The 19,427-nt window shown below is 52.1% G+C and carries 17 protein-coding genes and 1 other RNA gene; 7 read left to right on the top strand and 11 right to left on the bottom strand.

Annotated elements, in window-relative coordinates; translation table 11 throughout:
- Positions 1-144: 144 nt before the first annotated feature.
- Genes dinG through AEST_RS04715 form a run of 4 tightly spaced genes read left to right on the top strand, consistent with a single transcriptional unit; the run spans position 145 to position 4,528 of the window.
- Positions 145-2,205 carry an ATP-dependent DNA helicase DinG gene (gene dinG / locus AEST_RS04730; RefSeq protein ID WP_008607423.1) on the top strand — a complete coding sequence of 687 codons (2,061 nt, stop codon included), beginning with the start codon at positions 145-147 and terminating at the stop codon, positions 2,203-2,205.
- 33 nt (positions 2,206-2,238) lie between these two features.
- On the top strand, positions 2,239-3,027 hold the full coding sequence (locus AEST_RS04725; protein ID WP_039925101.1) for a sulfite exporter TauE/SafE family protein: 789 nt from the start codon (positions 2,239-2,241) through the stop codon (positions 3,025-3,027).
- Entirely contained in the window at positions 3,024-3,590 is a 567-nt protein-coding gene (gene priC / locus AEST_RS04720; protein WP_008607421.1) for a primosomal replication protein PriC, read from the top strand. The genes AEST_RS04725 and priC overlap by 4 nt, the downstream gene beginning before the upstream one ends.
- A complete protein-coding gene (locus AEST_RS04715; RefSeq protein ID WP_008607420.1) occupies positions 3,590-4,528 on the top strand; it encodes a histone deacetylase family protein in 939 nt (312 codons plus the stop codon). The genes priC and AEST_RS04715 overlap by 1 nt, the downstream gene beginning before the upstream one ends.
- On the opposite strand, the gene AEST_RS04710 is transcribed toward AEST_RS04715, so the two are convergent.
- Entirely contained in the window at positions 4,499-5,596 is a 1,098-nt protein-coding gene (locus AEST_RS04710) for a tryptophan 2,3-dioxygenase family protein (protein ID WP_008607419.1), read from the bottom strand. The genes AEST_RS04715 and AEST_RS04710 overlap by 30 nt on opposite strands.
- Positions 5,597-5,719: 123 nt before the next feature.
- Between AEST_RS04710 and AEST_RS04705 the strand changes: the two genes are divergently transcribed.
- On the top strand, positions 5,720-5,980 hold the full coding sequence (locus AEST_RS04705) for a late competence development ComFB family protein (RefSeq protein WP_008607418.1): 261 nt from the start codon (positions 5,720-5,722) through the stop codon (positions 5,978-5,980).
- Positions 5,981-6,021: 41 nt separating this feature from the next.
- Here the strand turns inward: AEST_RS04705 and ffs are convergent.
- Both ffs and AEST_RS04700 read right to left on the bottom strand, forming a co-directional pair.
- Positions 6,022-6,118, bottom strand: an RNA gene (ffs, locus tag AEST_RS16975) — signal recognition particle sRNA small type.
- Positions 6,119-6,258: 140 nt separating this feature from the next.
- Positions 6,259-7,107, bottom strand: a complete 849-nt coding sequence (locus tag AEST_RS04700) for a DUF3014 domain-containing protein (protein WP_008607417.1) — start codon at positions 7,105-7,107, stop codon at positions 6,259-6,261.
- Between the two features lie 137 nt (positions 7,108-7,244).
- On the opposite strand from AEST_RS04700, the gene AEST_RS04695 reads away from it, so the two are divergent.
- Entirely contained in the window at positions 7,245-8,411 is a 1,167-nt protein-coding gene (locus AEST_RS04695; RefSeq protein ID WP_008607416.1) for a patatin-like phospholipase family protein, read from the top strand.
- 107 nt (positions 8,412-8,518) lie between these two features.
- Positions 8,519-9,478 carry a GGDEF domain-containing protein gene (locus AEST_RS04690; RefSeq protein WP_008607415.1) on the top strand — a complete coding sequence of 320 codons (960 nt, stop codon included), beginning with the start codon at positions 8,519-8,521 and terminating at the stop codon, positions 9,476-9,478.
- Here the strand turns inward: AEST_RS04690 and tilS are convergent.
- The 8 genes from tilS to lpxD all read right to left on the bottom strand — a co-directional run bounded on the left by tilS (position 9,456) and on the right by lpxD (position 19,424).
- Positions 9,456-10,760: a tRNA lysidine(34) synthetase TilS gene (tilS, locus tag AEST_RS04685; protein ID WP_008607414.1), complete on the bottom strand. Its 1,305-nt coding sequence runs from the start codon at positions 10,758-10,760 to the stop codon at positions 9,456-9,458. The genes AEST_RS04690 and tilS overlap by 23 nt on opposite strands.
- Before the next feature lie 11 nt (positions 10,761-10,771).
- A complete protein-coding gene (gene accA, locus AEST_RS04680) occupies positions 10,772-11,728 on the bottom strand; it encodes an acetyl-CoA carboxylase carboxyl transferase subunit alpha (protein ID WP_008607413.1) in 957 nt (318 codons plus the stop codon).
- A gap of 18 nt (positions 11,729-11,746) precedes the next feature.
- Positions 11,747-15,247, bottom strand: coding sequence for a DNA polymerase III subunit alpha (gene dnaE / locus AEST_RS04675; protein WP_008607412.1), 3,501 nt, complete (start codon positions 15,245-15,247; stop codon positions 11,747-11,749).
- Positions 15,247-15,849 (bottom strand): ribonuclease HII, encoded by a 603-nt coding sequence (rnhB, locus tag AEST_RS04670; RefSeq protein WP_008607411.1) that lies wholly within the window; start codon positions 15,847-15,849, stop codon positions 15,247-15,249. The genes dnaE and rnhB overlap by 1 nt, the downstream gene beginning before the upstream one ends.
- Positions 15,846-16,997 carry a lipid-A-disaccharide synthase gene (gene lpxB, locus AEST_RS04665; RefSeq protein ID WP_008607410.1) on the bottom strand — a complete coding sequence of 384 codons (1,152 nt, stop codon included), beginning with the start codon at positions 16,995-16,997 and terminating at the stop codon, positions 15,846-15,848. The genes rnhB and lpxB overlap by 4 nt, the downstream gene beginning before the upstream one ends.
- A 144-nt stretch (positions 16,998-17,141) precedes the next feature.
- Positions 17,142-17,912: an acyl-ACP--UDP-N-acetylglucosamine O-acyltransferase gene (gene lpxA, locus AEST_RS04660; RefSeq protein ID WP_008607409.1), complete on the bottom strand. Its 771-nt coding sequence runs from the start codon at positions 17,910-17,912 to the stop codon at positions 17,142-17,144.
- A 1-nt stretch (position 17,913) separates the two neighbouring features.
- A complete protein-coding gene (fabZ, locus tag AEST_RS04655) occupies positions 17,914-18,366 on the bottom strand; it encodes a 3-hydroxyacyl-ACP dehydratase FabZ (RefSeq protein ID WP_008607408.1) in 453 nt (150 codons plus the stop codon).
- A gap of 2 nt (positions 18,367-18,368) precedes the next feature.
- The gene (gene lpxD / locus AEST_RS04650; RefSeq protein WP_008607407.1) at positions 18,369-19,424 is read right to left on the bottom strand and encodes a UDP-3-O-(3-hydroxymyristoyl)glucosamine N-acyltransferase; all 1,056 of its coding nucleotides are present in this window, start codon (positions 19,422-19,424) and stop codon (positions 18,369-18,371) included.
- Positions 19,425-19,427: the final 3 nt, after the last annotated feature.

The following is a 19,427-nucleotide window of genomic DNA, read 5'->3' as shown; positions in this document are numbered from 1 at the left end:
GCTGGAGCAAAGCCGTTATGGCACCAATCGCAGCGGGACGACCTAAAAGGTGAGAAAAATAACAGGCCAAGGCGGCAACATCACAACACTGGGCACGCAAGGTAACTCAGGCTAGAATAAGCAAAAAGATTACATATCGATGCCATGCTCTCAGACCGCTTAAAGCAACAAATCCGCGATATTCACTGCCAGCTGCGGCAAAAGCTGCCAGGCTACCGCCCCAGACCCGGCCAGAATAAGTTAATTGCCGAAATCAGCAAAATTATTGCCGGCGACTATCATCGCCAGCAGCGTTTAGGCTTAATTGAAGCTGGCACCGGCACCGGTAAATCTCTGGCGTACATTTTGGGTAGCCTGCCCTATGCGTTGGCCAATAATAAAAAGCTGGTCATTGCCACCGCGACAGTGGCACTGCAGGAACAACTGGTGAATAAGGATTTGCCGTTCTTTTTATCACACAGCGGCCTGCAGTTTAACTTTACCTTGGTTAAAGGTCGTCAACGCTATGCCTGTATTGAACGCCTACAGCAATTAATTGAACAACCCACCTTATTTGCCGGTGCCGATTTTAGCCCGGATGCGACCCAGCAGGCCCTGTTACAACGGCTGCTCAGTGATTGGCAACACCGCCGCTGGTTAGGCGATCGCGATACGTTAACTGAAGCAGTGCCGGATCCACTGTGGCAGCAGTTGCAGGCCGATGCTCATATCTGCCATAAGCAACAACGACAACATCTGCATTGCCCCTTTCATCTGGCACGCGCAGAAATCGCCGATTCAGAGGTGCTGGTGGTAAATCACAGCCTGCTGCTATCTGATCTGCTGGCCGGTAATGCGGTATTACCGGCACCGGAAGACTGCATCTATGTGATAGACGAAGCCCATCATCTGGCTGATTGCGGCCGGGACTTACTCAGCGCCAGCGCGCAGTTAAACCAGCAACAAGCCTGGCTGGAGAAAGCCCGCAAGCAGCTACAGCTACTGCAAGGGCTGTTGACCGAGCGTAGCTTAAAAGATTTGTTAAAGTTAGATGATTTACTCAGTGACTTTGCCGCTGCGCTGAAACCTGTTGAGCGCAGTTTAAAAGACTTTCTGCCGCAGTGGTTTCAGCAAGCTGAACAAACCGAGTACCGTTTTCCACATGCGGCTTTACCACGGCTATGGCAGCAGCAGGCCGAACCCTTGGCAGAGGCCAGCAATAAAGCCTTAACGACCTCAGAGCGGCTACTGAACGAATTACAACAACAGTTGACTGAACAACCGAAATTGCTGCGCAGCCAACCGCAGCTGATCCATGAACTGGCCAGCCTGCGCTTAAGACTTGAGCAGCAACAACAACTGTGGCAACTGCTGGCGCAACCACAAAAAGACATTGCCAGCCAGGCACGCTGGCTAAGCCGCGCCAGTGCGCAGAGCCCGCTGTATTTACATGCCTGCCCGCTGAGTGTCAGTTATAAGCTACAACAGGTACTGTTTCAGCCGGCCTTTGCCGTGGTGCTGTGCTCAGCCACACTCAGGCTACTGAACAGCTTTGAGCATGCCAAACGCGAACTGGGCTTACTGGACTTCGAGGCACTGCAGTGTTTACAGGTCGACTCGCCCTTTGCCTATGCCGAGCAAGCGGAAATGATTTTACCTCCTACCCGCTGTGAGCCGACTGATCCCGCCTTTAGCCAGGAACTGATCCGTTTATTACCCAGTTATCTGGATCACACTGCTGGCACGCTGGTGCTGTTTGCCTCTTACTGGCAAATGCAGGAGGTCGCCAGTGCGCTGCGGAGCAGCGGTTTTTCGTTACTGGTACAGGGGGAAGCCTCACGGCAAGCCCTGTTGCAACTGCATCAGGAAAAGGTACAGGCCGGTGGTAGCAGTATTTTATTCGGCACCCAAAGCTTTGCCGAAGGTCTGGATCTGCCGGGCAAGTTGCTGACTAACCTGATTATCACCAAACTGCCGTTTGCGGTGCCGACCTCGCCACTGGAAGCAGCACAGAGCGAAGCGATTAGTGCCCGCGGCGGCAATGCGTTTTTACAACAGAGTTTACCGGCGACTGCGAAGAAACTGGTGCAAGCTTGTGGTAGACTGCTACGACAAGAGCAGGACCACGGTCGGATCGTGATCCTGGACCGGCGGCTGGTGACTAAAAGCTATGGCAAGGCTATGCTGGATACGCTGCCGCCGTTTCGCCGAACCATTCAATACTGACTGTTGCAGCAGTAAACCTAACAGGACCTGGCCTTGCTTGTGGATCTGAATCTGACCTTTGAACTCTTATTACTGCTCTGTGGTGTCGCCTTTATCGCCGGCTATATTGATGCCATTGCCGGTGGCGGTGGTTTATTGACGGTACCAGCCCTGCTGACGGCCGGTTTACCGCCGCATGTGGTACTGGGCACTAACAAACTGGCGGCAACCTTTGGCTCCTTTACCGCCTCCTTAACCTATTATCGTAAGCAGCTATTTAACCCACATTACTGGCGCAACAGTTTAGTCTTTACCGCCATCGGTGCCCTGCTCGGCACACTGGTGGTCGATCAGCTCAGCACCGCCCTGCTGGAAAAGATCCTGCCGTTACTGATCCTGTTTGCCGCCATCTATACCCTGTTCAACCGCATGCAGCCGGATGACCGCCTGACACTGCCAAACGCTGGGCCAAAACTTTACTGGCAACAACGGGCCCAGGGCCTGACGCTGGGTTTTTATGATGGCGTCGCCGGTCCTGGTGCCGGCGCGTTCTGGATGGTGTCGACCATGGCGCTGTATAAAATTAATTTGCTGCTGACCAGTGGCGTCGCCCGTACCATGAACTTTGTCAGCAATGGCTTTTCACTGGCGGCCTTTATCGTGCTGGGACACGTGCATTTTACGCTCGGTATTGCCATGGGGCTGTGCCTGATGCTGGGGGCTTATTTGGGCGCACACTCGGCGATCCGCTTTGGCAGCAAGTTTATCCGGCCAGTCTTTATCTGCGTGGTGATCGCCATAGCGGTGCGTCTGGCCTGGCAAGCCTGGAGTAACGGCGGATGAGCACCTTATCAAAGGCGCAACTGGCTAGGCTAGAACAACAACTACAACAGCTGTGGCAGCAGGCCAGTGAGTTAGATCGGCAACCGGCAGCAGGTAAACCGCAACATTGGTTTGATTCGGCTTTGTTTAGCGTACACTCGCCTTATCTGGCTGATTATGTGGCACAAAGCCAGCGCCATCTGGCGCATTTAGCTGAACAAGGACAGCAGTTATCGTCAGCCGCCAGGCAGCGGCTAACCGAGCGTTTGCAACAACAAATTGAGGCACTGCTTCGCGCCTTTGTAAATAGCCCGGTGCGGCAAAAGCATGCCAAAACCTTAAAGCAGCGCACCAAAGCTGTGGTACAACAGTTAACGACCTCAAGCCAACAGCTATATCAGCAATTATCCGACTATCAGCAATTTGAAAGCCGGTTACAGGATATGCTGCGCCTGGCGGCACAAGATCAGAGTCAGGACGGCACCACTAAGCAATTACAATTACAGGCCCGCCTCGGCCGCTGCCGGCGCGCTATCGATGAAGTGGAGCAGCAGATCCAGCGACTGGAAAGCGGGAAAAGCTAATGTCTGCCCTGCTACCGCCATTGATTTATCACCCTTGCTATAGTGAACTGACACTACCAGCAAACCATCGTTATCCGATTGGCAAATACCGCACCCTATATCAGCGACTGCTCGCGCTGGGCGTGCCGGATAGCGCGTTTTATCTGCCACAAGCCATTAAAGCGCAAGCGCTAGAGCTTTTACACGAGCCGGCTTATGTCAACGCCCTGTGTCAAGGCACCCTTGATGCCAGGGCAATGCGCCGGATTGGCTTTCCGTGGTCGCCAGAGCTGATTACACGTTCACTGACCTCGCTGGGTGGCACCTTACTTTGCGCTGAGCTGGCATTGGAGCAGGGTTTGGCACTACATTTAAGCGGCGGCTATCACCATGCCTTTTATGCTGAGGGCAGTGGCTTTTGCTTATTTAATGATTTGGCCTTTGCTGCCCTTAGCATACAACAGCGCGGCATCGGGCCGATTCTGATATTTGATTGTGATGTACATCAGGGCGATGGCAGCGCAGCACTGTTTGCCGATAACAGCGGCATTATTACCGCGTCACTGCACTGTGAAAAGAATTTCCCGGCGCGCAAACAACGCTCAGACTGGGATATCGGCCTGGAGCGGGACTGCACCGATCAGACTTATCTGGAAGCCGTAAGCCAGAGCCTGGATACCTTACTGCGCTGGTATCAACCGGAGTTGGTGCTCTATGATGCCGGCGTCGATATTCACCGCCAGGATGACCTGGGCCTGCTAAATATCAGCACCGCCGGAGTATTGGCACGCGATACGCTGGTATTGCAACGTTGTCATGACGCCGGTATTCCGGTCGCCGCAGTGATAGGTGGCGGCTATCAACGCGATCTGCAGGCGCTGACTCAGGTGCACCTGCAGTTGTTTAAAGCCGCCTTTGCCGTTCAGGGCTCAGCGCTGTGGCGCGAAATAGAAACCTAGCTGGCGTTTAATACTCAGCGGTAATTCCGGCAACGCCGACTTCGGCAATAAAAAGGTGGCCATGGTAAAGAGATCGGTAAAGATCCGGTTTTTCTCCGTGGTTCGCTTTAAATAGTCATGGCCGGAAGAACCGCCGGTGCCAATTTTACTGCCCAGCATCCGCTGTACCATCATCGCATGCTTGTAACGCCAGATGGTCAGCTGTTCATCAATTTCCGTTAAGCAAGTCAATAACTGAAACGGCAGGTTAAACAACGGCTCTTCCTGATAGAGTTTAATAAAGAGTGCCGACAGCATGGCCTTTTGGCTGAGCCGAAAACTGCCCTCTTGCTGTAACTGCTGATATTTACCGGCATCCAGTAAGGCGGCAAACTTTTCCCGGGTGCGACCGATCTCGGCCAGCTGCAGTTGCCGCTCAGATTCTGCAATTTGCGCAATTTGCTCAACTATCGCCTGGTCCTGCTGCAGCATCTGCTCGGTAGCCTGTTGATACATCTGCCAGAAGCTGAAATCATCAAACTGCAAAAACGGCATCCGCTCCAGCCATTTTTCAATCCGCTCAAACAGGCTTGGCGCTTGTTCCAGCTGCTGTAAAAACTCCCGGTCAGCCTGTTTTAGGCGGCTATAGAAGGAGTTCTTATCAAAATCGATGCGATATTCGCTTTTTAAACCCAGGCCAATTTCCAGCATCTTAAACTGAATGCTCTGGAAACCCGAGGCCGGCACCAAATAATCGCGAAACGCCATAAAATCCTGCGGTGTCATGGTTTCCAGTACCGCAATTTGTTGATTCAGTAATTGCTGAATACTGATAATGCGTTTTAGTTTATGCACTATGCCGGTCAGTTGCTGATCTTTGACTTCTGCCTCAGCAAATACTGCCATCACAGCCTTTAACTCATGCAGAATTTGCTTAAACCACAGCTCATACACCTGATGCACAATAATAAACAGGGTTTCGTCATGTGCTTCCTGGCCATAACGGGCGCTTTCCGGCGCCTGAGCAGTCAGGATTTTATCCAGCTGCAGATAATCGCCGTAATAACAGGGGGTGGTATTTTTTTGCATTTTTATGTTACCTGATGACCTTGACCGCGGCATTGTAACAAGGCCCTGACCTAACACAATCTTTCTGTGGCGTTTTGCCGGCAAGCTGATTATGCTTAAACAACATTATGACCGGAGTTAGCTATGAAACTCGATGATGATATTCACAACTATTATGAAAAACTGGTGCTGGACCATATTGTGGAATTAGGCCTGGAGCAAGACAAGGACGCCGAATATCTGGCCGATCTTTGTTGTATCAGTTTAAATCTGCTGCCACCGCGTTATATTCGCTTTGAAGTGGATATGGCGTTTTATCTGCCGCAAAGTGAACGCTTTGAAATGATGATGCGGGTAAAAGAAGCGGTAAAGCGGGCGAGAGAATTTTTAGATCATCAACCCTAAGAAGTCACAACCTGGTATAAAGTGGGCTGTTTGGGTGGCAGCCCCACCAGCCACATCCCGGCACATACATCATAAACTATGGCTGCTTCCTTCCGGACCTGACCAGGTTCGCTTACTAGTATTGCGAGAGGACCAATGGGGCTACCATTGAACTGTCGTGATGACAGGCGCGCATTATCCGCAAATGGCGGCGGCAATGCAAGGGCTGTTACACTCAAGCTGAGGGCCTTGCTCAGAAAAGCAGCAAGGCTCAATCTGTTGGCAGATTACTGCCGCAACTAATTGCCCAGCACCTGCTGATAAGTGCGTAATAAGGCTTTAAAGCGCTGCTGTTGCTGCGGCGATAAGCGCAGCACCTGTTTTTGTGCTTCCGGTAGCTTTTCCAGTGCCGGATCAGCATAGGTAAACATCACCGAAGGCCGGCTTAACTCAGCGCCGGGTTTGACCTCAGGCGTGCTTAATAAAACGCTAATTGCCTGCCGTAAGCGCTGATCAAAGGTCAGATCAGGGTACCCTAACTCGGCGAACGCCTCGTCCAATAACGGCTGATAGCGACGTTTTAACGCCAGGATTTGCCGGGCCGGCACGCTTTCCAATAGCTGAAGGTAAGGCTCATAGCGTAAGGTGTTATCCGCAGCAGTAACATAACGATCATCGCCGAGTTGCTGCACCTTGTAACCATCGGCGGGTTTTGCCAATACCGGGTGGCCGGCGACCAAACGCCCCTGCGCCACATTGTCCACCGTCACCACAAAATTACGGATCATCTCTTCGCGATTAAATAGGCCTGCTAAACCGGCTTTCCAGTTCAGTGCCAGTAGCGCCTGGCCAAGCTCGGTATCCGACTCGTCCAGCAGTGGTAGAGGTGCAGGCGGCGCTTGCTCCGACTCTATACTTTCGGGTTCATCCGTAACCGCGGGTACGGCTTCGGGTTCAGTGAGGGTAACGGGCTGCTCAGGCAAAGGAGTAGGTTCAACAATTTCAGGTAGCGTCACTGGCGGCAAGGGCGCTGGCTCCGTTACCGGTGAGCTGTCGCGAAATAACAGCCAGACCGCAAGCACTATTACCAGTGCTACCGCAGCCAGACCTGCATAGTAAAAGGATTGCGCAGTCGCTTGTTTTGTCATAACGGTTACCCGCAGGTTGAGAAAATTGTTGGCAATAGCAAAGTCGCAATTGCAATATCTTGCTAAATCAGCGATATATTAAACCAAGAACACCGGAGCGTAAAAAAGTTCCTTCGCGTTTATCAATAAAGGTCTTTATGTCAGACGCCAAAGTGTCAACCGAGAGTAAAACGGCATTGTTGCTTACCGGCGGCGGAGCCAGAGCCGCTTATCAGGTAGGGGTATTAAAAGCCATTGCCAGCGCCTACCCGCGCAGTAGCCCGCTACCCTTTAAAATATTGTGTGGCACCTCAGCCGGTGCCCTTAATGTTGCGGGCCTGGGTTGTTACGCCTCCTGCTTTCATCTCGGCGTAAAGAAAATTGAGTCCGTCTGGCGTAACTTCCATACTCAGCAGGTTTATTATGCGGATTACTGGCACCTGCTGTTGCATCAGGCCCGCAATTTATACAGTGCTTTCCAGGCCGACTATGCCAATAAAAAGCCGGTTAGTTTACTGGACAACCGGCCGTTAAAGCAGTTATTGCATCGGATCCTGGATCTGCCAAGAATTGATCGTAATATTATGCGCGGGCATTTATCGAGCTTGGCCGTAACAGCTTCCTGCTATAACAACGGCGACTCCATCACTTTTTTTCAATCCGATCGCGCCACCGACTGGCGGCGGGCGAAAAGATGTGGCCAGCGCACGCTGTTGGGGATCCATCATCTGATGGCCTCGGCAGCGATACCGCTGATTTTTCCTTCGGTGCGGATCCATCAGCAATATTTTGGCGATGGCTCGGTAAATCAACTGGCGCCGCTCAGTGCCCCGATCCACTTAGGTGCTGACAAAATTCTGATTATCGGGGTCGATGATCCGCGCCCTACTGAACCGGCAGATCGGCAATTACACCATCCGGATCTGGCAACCATCGCAGGCCATCTGTTGGATACAGTTTTTACCGACACACTCAATTTCGATATCGAGCGTATGCAAAGAGTTAATAAAACGGTTGAGTTACTGCAACAGCACCAGATTGCGACTGAGCTAAAGCCGGTGCAGAGTTTACTGCTAAACCCAAGCCAAAACTTTAATCAGCTGGCAAGTGAATATTTCCTTTGTCTGCCGATGGCAATCCGTACCCTGTTACGGGCCTGTGGTATCAGACAGCATTCAGATTCCAGTATGGTCAGTTATCTGCTGTTTGAACAGAAATACACCAGGCGTCTGATTGAACTCGGCTATCAGGACGGCCTGCAGCAACTTGACCAAATTTTGCCGTTTTTAGCCGCGCCAGGGACTTTAGCAGCGGCAAAAACTTGACGCCCACTGCCGACGAGCCTTTAAAAAAGCTTAATATCAATAACTTAAAATAATGGTCTAAATATTGCTTTAGCTTGCCTATGATAGGTTCTCAGGCAGAAACAGCAATGTGGCAAGATACAGCAGGTTTTAACTTCAGCAGTGCCGATTTAGCATTGGATAGTCAGTTACATGAGTTAGCCGATACCGGTGCCATTAGCTTGATCAGTCAGTTGCAAACTACGTTGGATCTGCAGCAACAGCTGGATATTTTTGCTATGCATGCCAGCCGGATCCTACCGCTCACGGCATTAAACCTTAGAACAGCACAGGGGCATTTTGCCGCGGCCGGCTCAATGGCCGGTCAGCATCAATACCACACTGAACTGCAGCTCGAGCAACACTTGCTGGGACAGCTTAGTTATCAAAGCAATCATCCGTTTAGCTCACTGGTGCAACGGCAGTTGCTGCTGCTGGAATCTGAATGGCTCTATGCATTGCGCAATGCGCTGCTGGTCAACCGCTTACAGCAAATGGCACTGAAAGATCCCTTGACCGGGCTCGGCAACAGACGATTTTTTGACGATAGCTACAGCAAAGCCATTCAATTGGCAAAGCGTCATCAACAGCCATTTGCGCTGCTATTACTGGATCTGGATAACTTTAAGCAGGTTAATGATCTCTCTGGTCACAGTACCGGCGATCAGGTGCTGCTGGCTGTTGCCGATTGTATGCGTGAAACGCTGCGCGCTACCGATAGCTTATTCCGCTTTGGTGGTGATGAATTCGCGCTGTTGTTACAGGATCAGGACGCAGACCATGCCGAGTTGATCGCTTGCCGCTTACAACAGAAAATCAACCAGCATCCACTGCTAAACCTGCATCAGGTTGGCTGCAGCATTGGTCTGGCATGGCTTGCTGCCGAACAACAGGAACGCGACCTGTTTCATCAGGCCGACGAAGCCCTGTATCAGGCGAAAACCACAGGCAAAGGCAAGGTGGCGGCAGAAAGGCTGAGCGTGAAAGGGCTGAGCCAGCCACGCTCCGGCATCAACAAAGTGAGCGCTAGCCTGGCTGCTGCCAGTTGATCCAGCAGCTAGCTGCACTCGCCGCAACACTACTTTGATAACCTGCCACTACTTGTAACTGTCCGTCTTGCAGCAATAGCGGGATCCGCTGTCGCTGCCACGGCGGCACCTGCCACAACTTAAACCATTGTTTTAACGGCTTGCCCGGTTGGTTAACCGGTTTAAATGTCTGGCTTAAGCTGCCAAAGGCTAACTGAAAGGCAGTTCCCGCCGCCGGCAAAGCTCCTTGTTCTGGCTGTAACTGACAGCTCAGCTCACCCAGGGCCGCCGGTAACAGCAGCCGCTGTCCACAATGCAAAGACGGCGTATAGTCTTTTGGCACGACAGGCAACTTAGGCAGCAGATATAAGCGCTGCTGGAAACGTCGCAACTGCCAGTGTCCCAATATTAAACAAGGCTGAGCATCTTCACTGGCTGCTATTACTTGCTGTTTCAGTGTGCTTAACCATTGAGTTGATGGGTTAAGGCCAGTGCGAGCCAGCCATTTTCTAAGTAACAGATCCTGCTGCAACGCCGGCTGTAACGCCAGTTGCTGTAAATCGAGGTAATCAGGGGTTGCACAGTCAGCCAAAGCCCGTTCGGTATAGTAATCGGCTAACTCAAGCGCCTGCTGCAAATGCCGACTGGTCCTGGCACTGGTGGTAATAAGAGCTGGCCAGCGCTCGCTAAGCTTGGGGATCACCTCAAGCCTTAAAAAATTCCGGTCAAATTCAGCACTTTGATTACTCTCATCTTCCACCCAACTCAACTGCAAAGCCCGGGCGACATGCTCTAGCTGCTGCCGGGAAAAGTTAAGCCAGGGTCTTAGCAGTAATCCCTTACCGAAAGGGCGGCTTTCTGCCATACCGGCCATACCAGCCAGGCCAGCACCACGCTTTAACGCCAGCAATAAGGTTTCCAGTTGATCATTGGCATGATGCGCCGTCACCAGGGCGCTATCGCGCGCAGTCACATAGTCAGTGAGGACCTGATAACGGGCATCTCTGGCCTGTTGCTCCAGAGCGCTGCGGCCTTGTAGTTGTACCCAATGCAACTTAAAGTTGACGCCGAGCTTTTGGCATTGCTGCTGGCAAAACTCAGCCCAGGCATCGGCATGGCGACTGATGCCATGATGAATATGCACCGCGGTCAGGGTAATACCGAGAGTCTGGCAGGGGGCAACCAGTAAATGCAGTAACAGTTGAGAGTCCAAACCGCCGCTGTAGGCCAGCGTCAGTTGGCGGGGAGCGTAGCGCCGCAGCAGTTGCTGCAGCGCCAGCTGCAAGTCTGAAAGGTCAGACAAGGGCCTCAGCCTTAGCAGTAACCGTAAGACATCAGTCGCTGGTAACGCTTTTCCAGCAGCTCTTTGGTGCTCAATTTTTGCAGTTTTTCCAGATCGCGCACCAGAGCTGTTTTTAACGTTGCCGCCATTTGCTCCGGCGAGCGGTGGGCGCCGCCCAGTGGCTCGGCAATGACTTCATCGATCAGTTTCAGCTCTTTCAAACGATCAGCAGTAATACCCATCGCATCAGCGGCCAATGGCGCTTTTTCGGCGCTCTTCCACAGGATAGAAGCACAGCCCTCCGGCGAAATCACCGAATAAGTACTGAACTGCAGCATATTGACCTTATCGCCAACACCAATAGCTAAAGCACCACCTGAGCCACCCTCACCGACCACAGTACAGATCACCGGCACTTTTAAACCAGCCATCACTTTCAGGTTACGGGCGATGGCTTCGGATTGGCCGCGCTCTTCGGCACCAATGCCCGGATAAGCACCCGGCGTATCGATAAAGGTAATAATCGGCAACTTAAAGCGCTCGGCCATTTCCATTAAGCGTAATGCTTTACGATAACCCTCGGGGCGGGGCATACCAAAATTGCGGCGGATCTTCTCTTTGGTATCGCGACCTTTCTGATGGCCAATCACCATCACCGCCTGCTCACCTAAGCGGGCAGTACCACCGACAATGGCATTGTCGTTAGCAAAGGCGCGGTCACCGCAGAGTTCATCAAAGTCGCTGAACATATGCGCGATATAATCAAAGGTATAGGGGCGGCGTGGATGGCGCGCCAACTGGGCAATTTGCCAGGCTCCTAACTCAGAGAAGATTTTTTTGGTTAGCGTCAGGCTTTTTTCTTTTAGTTTGTTAATCTCTTCTTCTAACCCAAGATCATAATCGCCATTGCGACTGACATTGCGTAATTCGTCTATTTTTGCTTCCAGTTCGGCAATCGGTTGCTCAAACTCTAAATAATTCAGCATCATCGACTATCACTACCTAAATTAGTTAAATTCCAATTCTATTGTCGCCAGCTGCTTAAGCTGATGCAACAAAGCGTCGGCGGGCGTCACCCACCAGGCTGTCCCTAACTGCAGTCTAACCTGCCCTTCCTCACGCTGGTACCAAAGATAAACCGGTACTGTACCGGCACGATACTCCGCCAGCGCGTCTTGTAACTTTTGCAGATAATTCTGGTCTATCTGCTGCGATTGTACAGTGATATTCAGAGATTTCAGCGATTTTTCGCGCATAGCGGTAATTTCGCTGACATCGCGGCCGGACATTGTAAGGCCACCATTAAAATCATCAAAGCTGACCTGTCCGGTTACTACTAAAATGCGGTCTTTTTGCAGCAGATGTTCAAAGCTTTCCAGCTGTTCCGGGAAAAAGCGCACATCCAGCCGTGCCGACTTATCATCCAGTGTCACAATAGCCCAGCGCCGGCCTTTTTTGTTAATCATCACCCGCACCGACACGACGAGGCCAGCTACCTGAATGCTTTGATCTTTCTTGGTAGGCTGCAATTCAACCAGCCGGCAGTTCACGTAATGCTTTAGCTCGTCGCGATAGCGATTGATCGGATGGCCGGTTAAATATAAGCCCAGCGTCTCCCGCTCGCCATCCAGCCAAATTTCATCCGGCCACAGCGGTACCAGCTTATAGCTACTGCTACTGCTGTCAGTATCTGCTGCCAATAAGCCAAACAGGTCGTCCTGCCCTACCGCCTGCGCCTTGGCATGTTGCTCCGCCGCCCGCATCGCCTCTTCCAGATTAGCCATCAAAATAGCCCGCTGCGGACCGGCATGCTGACCTTTAGCCAGTGGCGGGCCGAGGCGGTCCATGGCGCCAGACAGGATCAGTTTTTCCATCACCCTTTTGTTCAGCCGCTTTAAATCGACCTTGGCACAGAAATCAAACAGGTCGCTAAAGCTGCCATGCTGATTACGCGCTTCAATAATGGCTTCAATCGGGCCTTCACCGACCCCTTTAATAGCGCCGATACCGTAAACAATATGCCCCTGCTCGTTAACGGTAAACTTGTACTGGCCGGTATTGACATCCGGCGGGATCAGCGTCAGCTGCATCCGCTCACACTCATCAACCAGGGTTACGATCTTGTCGGTATTGTCCATATCAGCCGACATTACGGCGGCCATAAACTCAGCCGGGTAATGCGCTTTCATCCACAGCGTTTGGTAGGAGACCAGTGCATAGGCAGCCGAGTGTGACTTGTTAAAGCCATAACCGGCAAATTTCTCTACCAAATCGAAGATTTTCATCGCCAGCTCGGGGTCAATACCGTTTTGTACCGCCCCGTCGCGGAAGGTATCACGCTGCTTGGCCATTTCCTCCGGCTTTTTCTTACCCATGGCACGACGTAATAAGTCGGCACCACCAAGTGAATAGCCGGACAAGACCTGGGCAATCTGCATCACCTGTTCCTGATACAGGATAATACCGTAGGTCGGTTCCAGAATGGGTTTTAACGACTCATGCTGCCAGGTCGCATCCGGATAGGAGATTTCTTCTCGGCCGCGTTTACGGTCGATAAAGTTATCTACCATGCCCGACTGCAGCGGCCCCGGCCGGAATAATGCCACCAATGCAATCATATCTTCGAAGCAGTCCGGTTGCAGACGGCGGATCAGATCTTTCATGCCACGCGATTCCAGCTGGAATACCGCTGTGGTATCGGCCCGCATCAACATCTGATAGCTTTTGCTATCCTGCAGCGGGATGCTGTTGATATCGACCAGCGGCTTGCCTTCCTTGCGCAGCCGGGCATTGGCCATATTCACCGCCCACTGCAAAATGGTCAGGGTGCGCAGGCCGAGGAAGTCGAATTTGACCAGGCCGGCATATTCCACATCGTTTTTATCAAACTGGGTAACCGGGTTCTGACCATGCTCGTCGCAATACAGCGGTGAAAAATCAGTAATCTTGGTCGGGGCTATCACCACACCACCAGCATGCTTACCGGCATTACGGGTTACACCTTCCAGCCGGCGCGCCATATCAATCAGATCGCGGACTTCTTCATCCGAGTCATACAGCTCGGGCAGGCGTGGCTCTTCTTTAAAGGCTTGCTCCAGCGTCATGCCGGGCGTCGGCGGGATCAGTTTCGAAATGCGATCGACAAAGCCATAAGGATGGCCCAGTACCCGGCCAACATCGCGGATCACCGCCTTGGCTGCCATAGTACCGAACGTAATAATCTGTGACACCGCTTCGCGGCCATACAGCTCGGCGACGTGGTCGATCACCTCATCGCGGCGATCCATACAGAAGTCGACGTCGAAGTCTGGCATCGATACCCGCTCCGGGTTTAGAAAGCGTTCGAATAGCAGGTCAAACTCAAGTGGATCCAAATCCGTGATCTTTAGCGCATAGGCCACCAGCGAGCCGGCGCCGGACCCCCGCCCCGGGCCTACCGGAATATCATTATCCTTACTCCACTGGATAAACTCCATTACCACCAGGAAGTAGCCAGGAAAGCCCATCTGGTTAATCACATCGAGTTCAATCTGTAGCCGCTCGTCATATTCGCCGCGCCGCGCTGCCCTGACCTGCTCATCCGGGAACAGCTGTAATAAGCGCTGCTCCAGACCCTCACGTGATTTCAGTACCAGATAATCGGCATCCGACAAGCCGCCGGTCGGAAAGGCGGGCAGGAAGTATTCCCCGAGCCGGATGGTGACATTACAGCGTTTGGCAATTTCCACGCTGTTTTCCAGCGCTTCCGGCAGATCGGCAAACAGCTCGGCCATCTCCTCGCTGCTACGCAGATATTGTTCTGCGGAGTAATTTTTTGGCCGGCGCTTATCATCCAGCGTAAAACCATCATGAATAGCCACCCGGATCTCATGGGCGGCAAAGTCTTCCGGCTTTAAAAATACGACTTCATTGGTCGCCACCACCGGTAACTGCTCAGTCTCGGCCAGTAGCACCGCCTTTTGTAAATACCGCTCTTCATCCGGGCGATTAGTGCGTATCAGCTCCAGATAGAACCGCTCTGCAAAATACTGCTGATAAAAATCCACCAGCGCTCTGACACTGTGCGGATTTTCTTTTAGTAAGGCTTTGCCCAGCGGGCCATCTTTGCCACCGGATAATACAATAATGCCGCTGCTGTGCTCGGCCAGCCAGTCATGCTCCAGCTGTGGCTTGCCATCGACATGGCCACGCAAATAAGCTTTAGATATCAGCTGGGTTAAATTCTGATAACCAGCATTGTCCGCTGCTAATAGCAGCAACCGGCTGCTTTCACCCGGGAACAGCGGATGTAGCACCCAGCAATCGACGCCGATAATCGGTTTGATGCCTGCTTCATGCGCGGTACTGTAAAAACGCACCAAGCCACAGAAGTTCATCTGATCGGTCAGCGCCAAGGCAGGCATACCCTGCGCTGCCGCCGCTTTGATAATAGGTTTCGTTTTGGCCAGGCCATCGACCATTGAAAAGTCGCTATGCACCCGTAAATGGATAAAACGCGGTTCACTCATCAGCGACTGGCCTCCAGCTGCTCAGCGATCAGCCGCACCGGTTTAAAGCTGCGCCGGTGCGCCGGCAAAATGCCGTGTTCGCTAATGGCTTGCAGGTGTGCCGCAGTTGGATAACCTTTATGGGCGGCAAAACCAAACTGTGGGTACAGCTGATCCAAGTCGGCCATTTCCTGGTCGCGCGCTACCTTGGCCAGAATCGAGGCGGCACTGATTTCCGCTACCAGACTATCACCTTTGACGACGGCACTGGACGGCATCGCAAGCGCCGGACAACGGTTACCATCAATCAGCACCCACTGTGGCTGGATCGCCAAAGCGGCCACTGCGCGCTGCATCGCCAGCATGGTGGCATTCAGGATATTTAGCTGGTCAATTTCCGCCGGCTCGGCCCGGCCCAGCGCCCAGCACAGCGCCTTGGCTTTAATTTCTTCAGCGAGCAGCTGACGCTTTTTCTCGGTCAGTTTTTTTGAGTCATTTAATCCCAGGATCGGCTGTGCCGGATCCAGAATCACTGCTGCCGTTACCACAGCACCAATTAGAGGGCCGCGCCCTACTTCATCGACACCAGCGATTAACTTAACGTCGGGCCTTTGATAACTCATGGCGCCATCACCTCAGCGATGGTTGCGGCGGCAACCTGACTGGCATTCTGACGCAATACCTGATGTAAGCTCTGATATTCGGCCAGCAATGCCTCTGGTGCACCCGCGACCAGCGGTTGCATCGCCTGCAGCAAGGCCGGTACTGTTAAGGCATCCTGTAGCAGTTCAGTCACCAGCTCACGTCCAGCCAGTAAATTTGGCAGGCTGACATGCTGCAGTTTCACCAGTCGCTTGGCGATCTGATAGGTTAGCCAGTTGGTGCGGTAGCCTACGACCATCGCGCATTTTGCTAACATGGCTTCTAAAGTCGCGGTGCCGGAAGCAATAAAGGTGCTGTCTGCGGCCAGTAATACCTGCCGCGCCTGGCCGGTAAATTCGCTGATCTCAAGCTCAGGCGCCACCTGCGCTTTAATACTTTGCCAAAGCGCCGCTTTTTCGGCGGTGACCATATTGGTCACCAGCTGTAACTGTGGATTTTGCTGTTGCAGCGACGCTGCAGCTTTTAGAAAATCCGGCGCCAGCAGTTTGATTTCATTAGTCCGGCTGCCTGGCATAATCGCCAGCACTGGCCTTAACGGATCTAGTCCCAATTCGGCTTTGGCCGTGGTTTTATCTACCGTTAGCGGCATGCTGTCAGCAAGGGTATGGCCGACAAAGGTACAAGGCACCTGATAGCGGTCGTAAAAGGCTTTTTCAAAGGGTAATAGCGATAACACCATATTGGTGGCTTTGGCAATTTTAAAAATCCGTTTATGGCGCCAGGCCCAGACCGAAGGGCTGACATAATGCACGGTTTTAATGCCTTGTTGCTTTAATGCCAACTCGACCGGCAGATTAAAGTCCGGTGCATCGATACCGATAAATACTGCGGGTTGCTCAGCCAGAATAGCGGCTGTGATGTCTTTCTTAATTTGCAGCAAGCGTCTGAGCCGGCCCAATACTTCGACCAACCCCATCACCGCCAGCTCTTCCATTTCGAACAAGGCCCGAAAGCCGAGTGCCTGCATCCGCGGGCCGCCAATACCAAAAAACTCTGCATCCGGGTAGCGCTGTTTTAGCGCTGTAATCAAATCGGCACCGAGAATATCTCCGGAATGCTCACCGGCAATCAGCGCAATTTTTAACGGGGGTGTCTGTTGAACCATCATCCGGCGGTCTTTTCCTGAGTTCTGTGCTAAGCGTCACGCTATTATTCTTAGAAAGGTTTGCTATCTTAACGGCTCGTGACGGCGAGTTAAACCTTCAAATAAAAAACGCGCCATTAAAGCGCGCTTTCTAAGCTACAGTAAGCGTTAACGCACAATACCACGGCTGGCATTGGCGATAAAATCGGTAAAGACTTTTAACTCGGGTACCTGTTCCGCTTTATCAGCTAATGCCGCCAGCGCTTCTGGCACCGTCTGGCCTTTACGATAAACCTCTTTATAAGCCCGACGCAGTTCTAACAGCACGTCAGCGTTAAAACCGCGGCGCTTTAAACCTTCGGTATTCATGCCTGCCGGCACACAAGGTGAACCATGCACCATCAGGTATGGCGGCACATCTTTCAGCACAATAGAGCCGCCACCGCAGAAACTATGGGCACCGATATGCACAAACTGATGCACCCCAGTCATACCGCCTAAGATCGCCCAATCACCAATATGCACATGACCGGCCGCCTGCGCGCCACTGGCAAAAATAACATGACTGCCAATCACACAGTCATGCGCGACATGGGTGGTATTCATAAACAGGTTATGGCTTCCGATGATGGTCTGGCCTTTATCCTGCACTGTACCGCGGTGCACCGAACAGCCCTCACGGAATACGTTATAGTCGCCAATCACTAACTCCGTTGGCTCACCCTTATATTTTTTATCCTGACAGGCTTCACCAATACTGGCAAATTGATAAAAGTGATTACCTTTACCAATCTTTGACGGTCCTTTGATGGCGACATGCGATTCTAATACACAGTCATCACCCAGTTCGACATCATGGCCGACATAACAAAAGGGGCCAACTTTTACGTTCTGACCAATTTTAGCGCTTGCTTCAATTACCGCGGTAGCATGGATCACGTTACATCTCTCTTCTGGCACACATCAGTTCAGCGCAGCACACTACCTGGCCGTCGACCTTGGCTTCGCCATAGAATTTCCACATGTTCCGCCGCTCCTTAAGGAACTTCACTTCCAGGATCATGGTATCACCTGGTACTACCGGCTTTTTAAAGCGCGCTTCATCAATGGCCGCAAACAAATACAGCTCGTTGTCGCTACGCTCTGTGACGGTTTTAAAACCCAGAATACCGGTAGCTTGCGCCAGGGCTTCCAGAATCAGTACGCCCGGGAAAATTGGCATCCCCGGGAAATGCCCGGTAAATACCGGCTCATTCATGGTGACATTTTTCACCGCGGTCAGACTTTCACCCGGCGTATAATCCAGCACTTTATCAATTAACAAAAACGGATAACGATGCGGCAACAATGCCATAATTTCCTGAATATCCAGGCTATTAAGTTGATTAGCCAAAATTAATCCTCTGTGGCAGCAGGGGCGTCTTCACCACTGGCTGCAAATTGTTTTTCTAGTTGTTTAACCCGCTGATACAGCTGATCAATCTGCCGTAATTTCGCCGTGTTACGACGCCATTCGGCATTGGTCGTGGCTGGTAAACCTGAAGTATAGACGCCTTTTTCTGTTACCGGTTTCATTAACATCGCCATACCGGAAACCTGGGCACCATCACAAATTTCAATATGACCGTTAATGACGGCAGCGCCGCCTATTATACAGTATCGGCCGATAGTAGTACTGCCGGCAACAGTGGTACAACCAGCGATAGCTGTATGGTCACCAATCTTCACGTTATGGGCAATTTGGCAGAGGTTATCGATAATCACATTATTGCCAATTAGCGTATCTTCAATAGCGCCACGGTCGATACAGGTGTTGGCGCCAATTTCACAATCATCACCGATCCGAACCGAACCGGTCTGTGGAATTTTTAGCCAGCGGCCACGTTCATTGGCAAAACCAAAGCCATCGGCACCGATCACGGCACCACTTTGGATCACGCAACGCTGGCCAATCTTAACACGATGATAGATAGCAACATTGGCCCACACTTTGGTCGCGGCACCAATCTCGGCCCCTTCACCGATAAAGCAACCGGCACCAATCTGCGCACCGGCACCAATGACCGCCTGTGCTGAGATCACGGCCTTGGCACCGATGGCGGCATCAGCAGCAATGTGGGCACTGGGGTCGATAACGGCCGTCGGGTGAATACCTGTTTGCGCGCTGGCCGGCGTGGTATCCAATAACTGCGCCGCCTTAGCAAAGGCAACGTACGGATCGGCAACCACTAACACATTAACGCCAGGCGCAACAAAGGGCACATCATCGGCTTTTATCAAAACCGCAGTGGCATTGGTTTCGGACAGAAAAGGACGATACTTACTATTTGACAGAAAACTGAGTTCACCTGCTGCGGCATTTTCCAGGGACGCAACAGCAGAAACGCCGCAAGCGGCGTTTCCAATCAGCTCTGCGTTCAGCTTTTCAGCTAAGACAGATAATAAAATCACAGT

Source organism: Alishewanella aestuarii B11 (assembly GCF_000280055.1).
Taxonomy (GTDB): Bacteria; Pseudomonadota; Gammaproteobacteria; order Enterobacterales; family Alteromonadaceae; genus Alishewanella; species Alishewanella aestuarii.
Note: the sequence above shows the minus strand (reverse complement) of the source record. Positions and strands in the feature narration are given on the sequence as shown.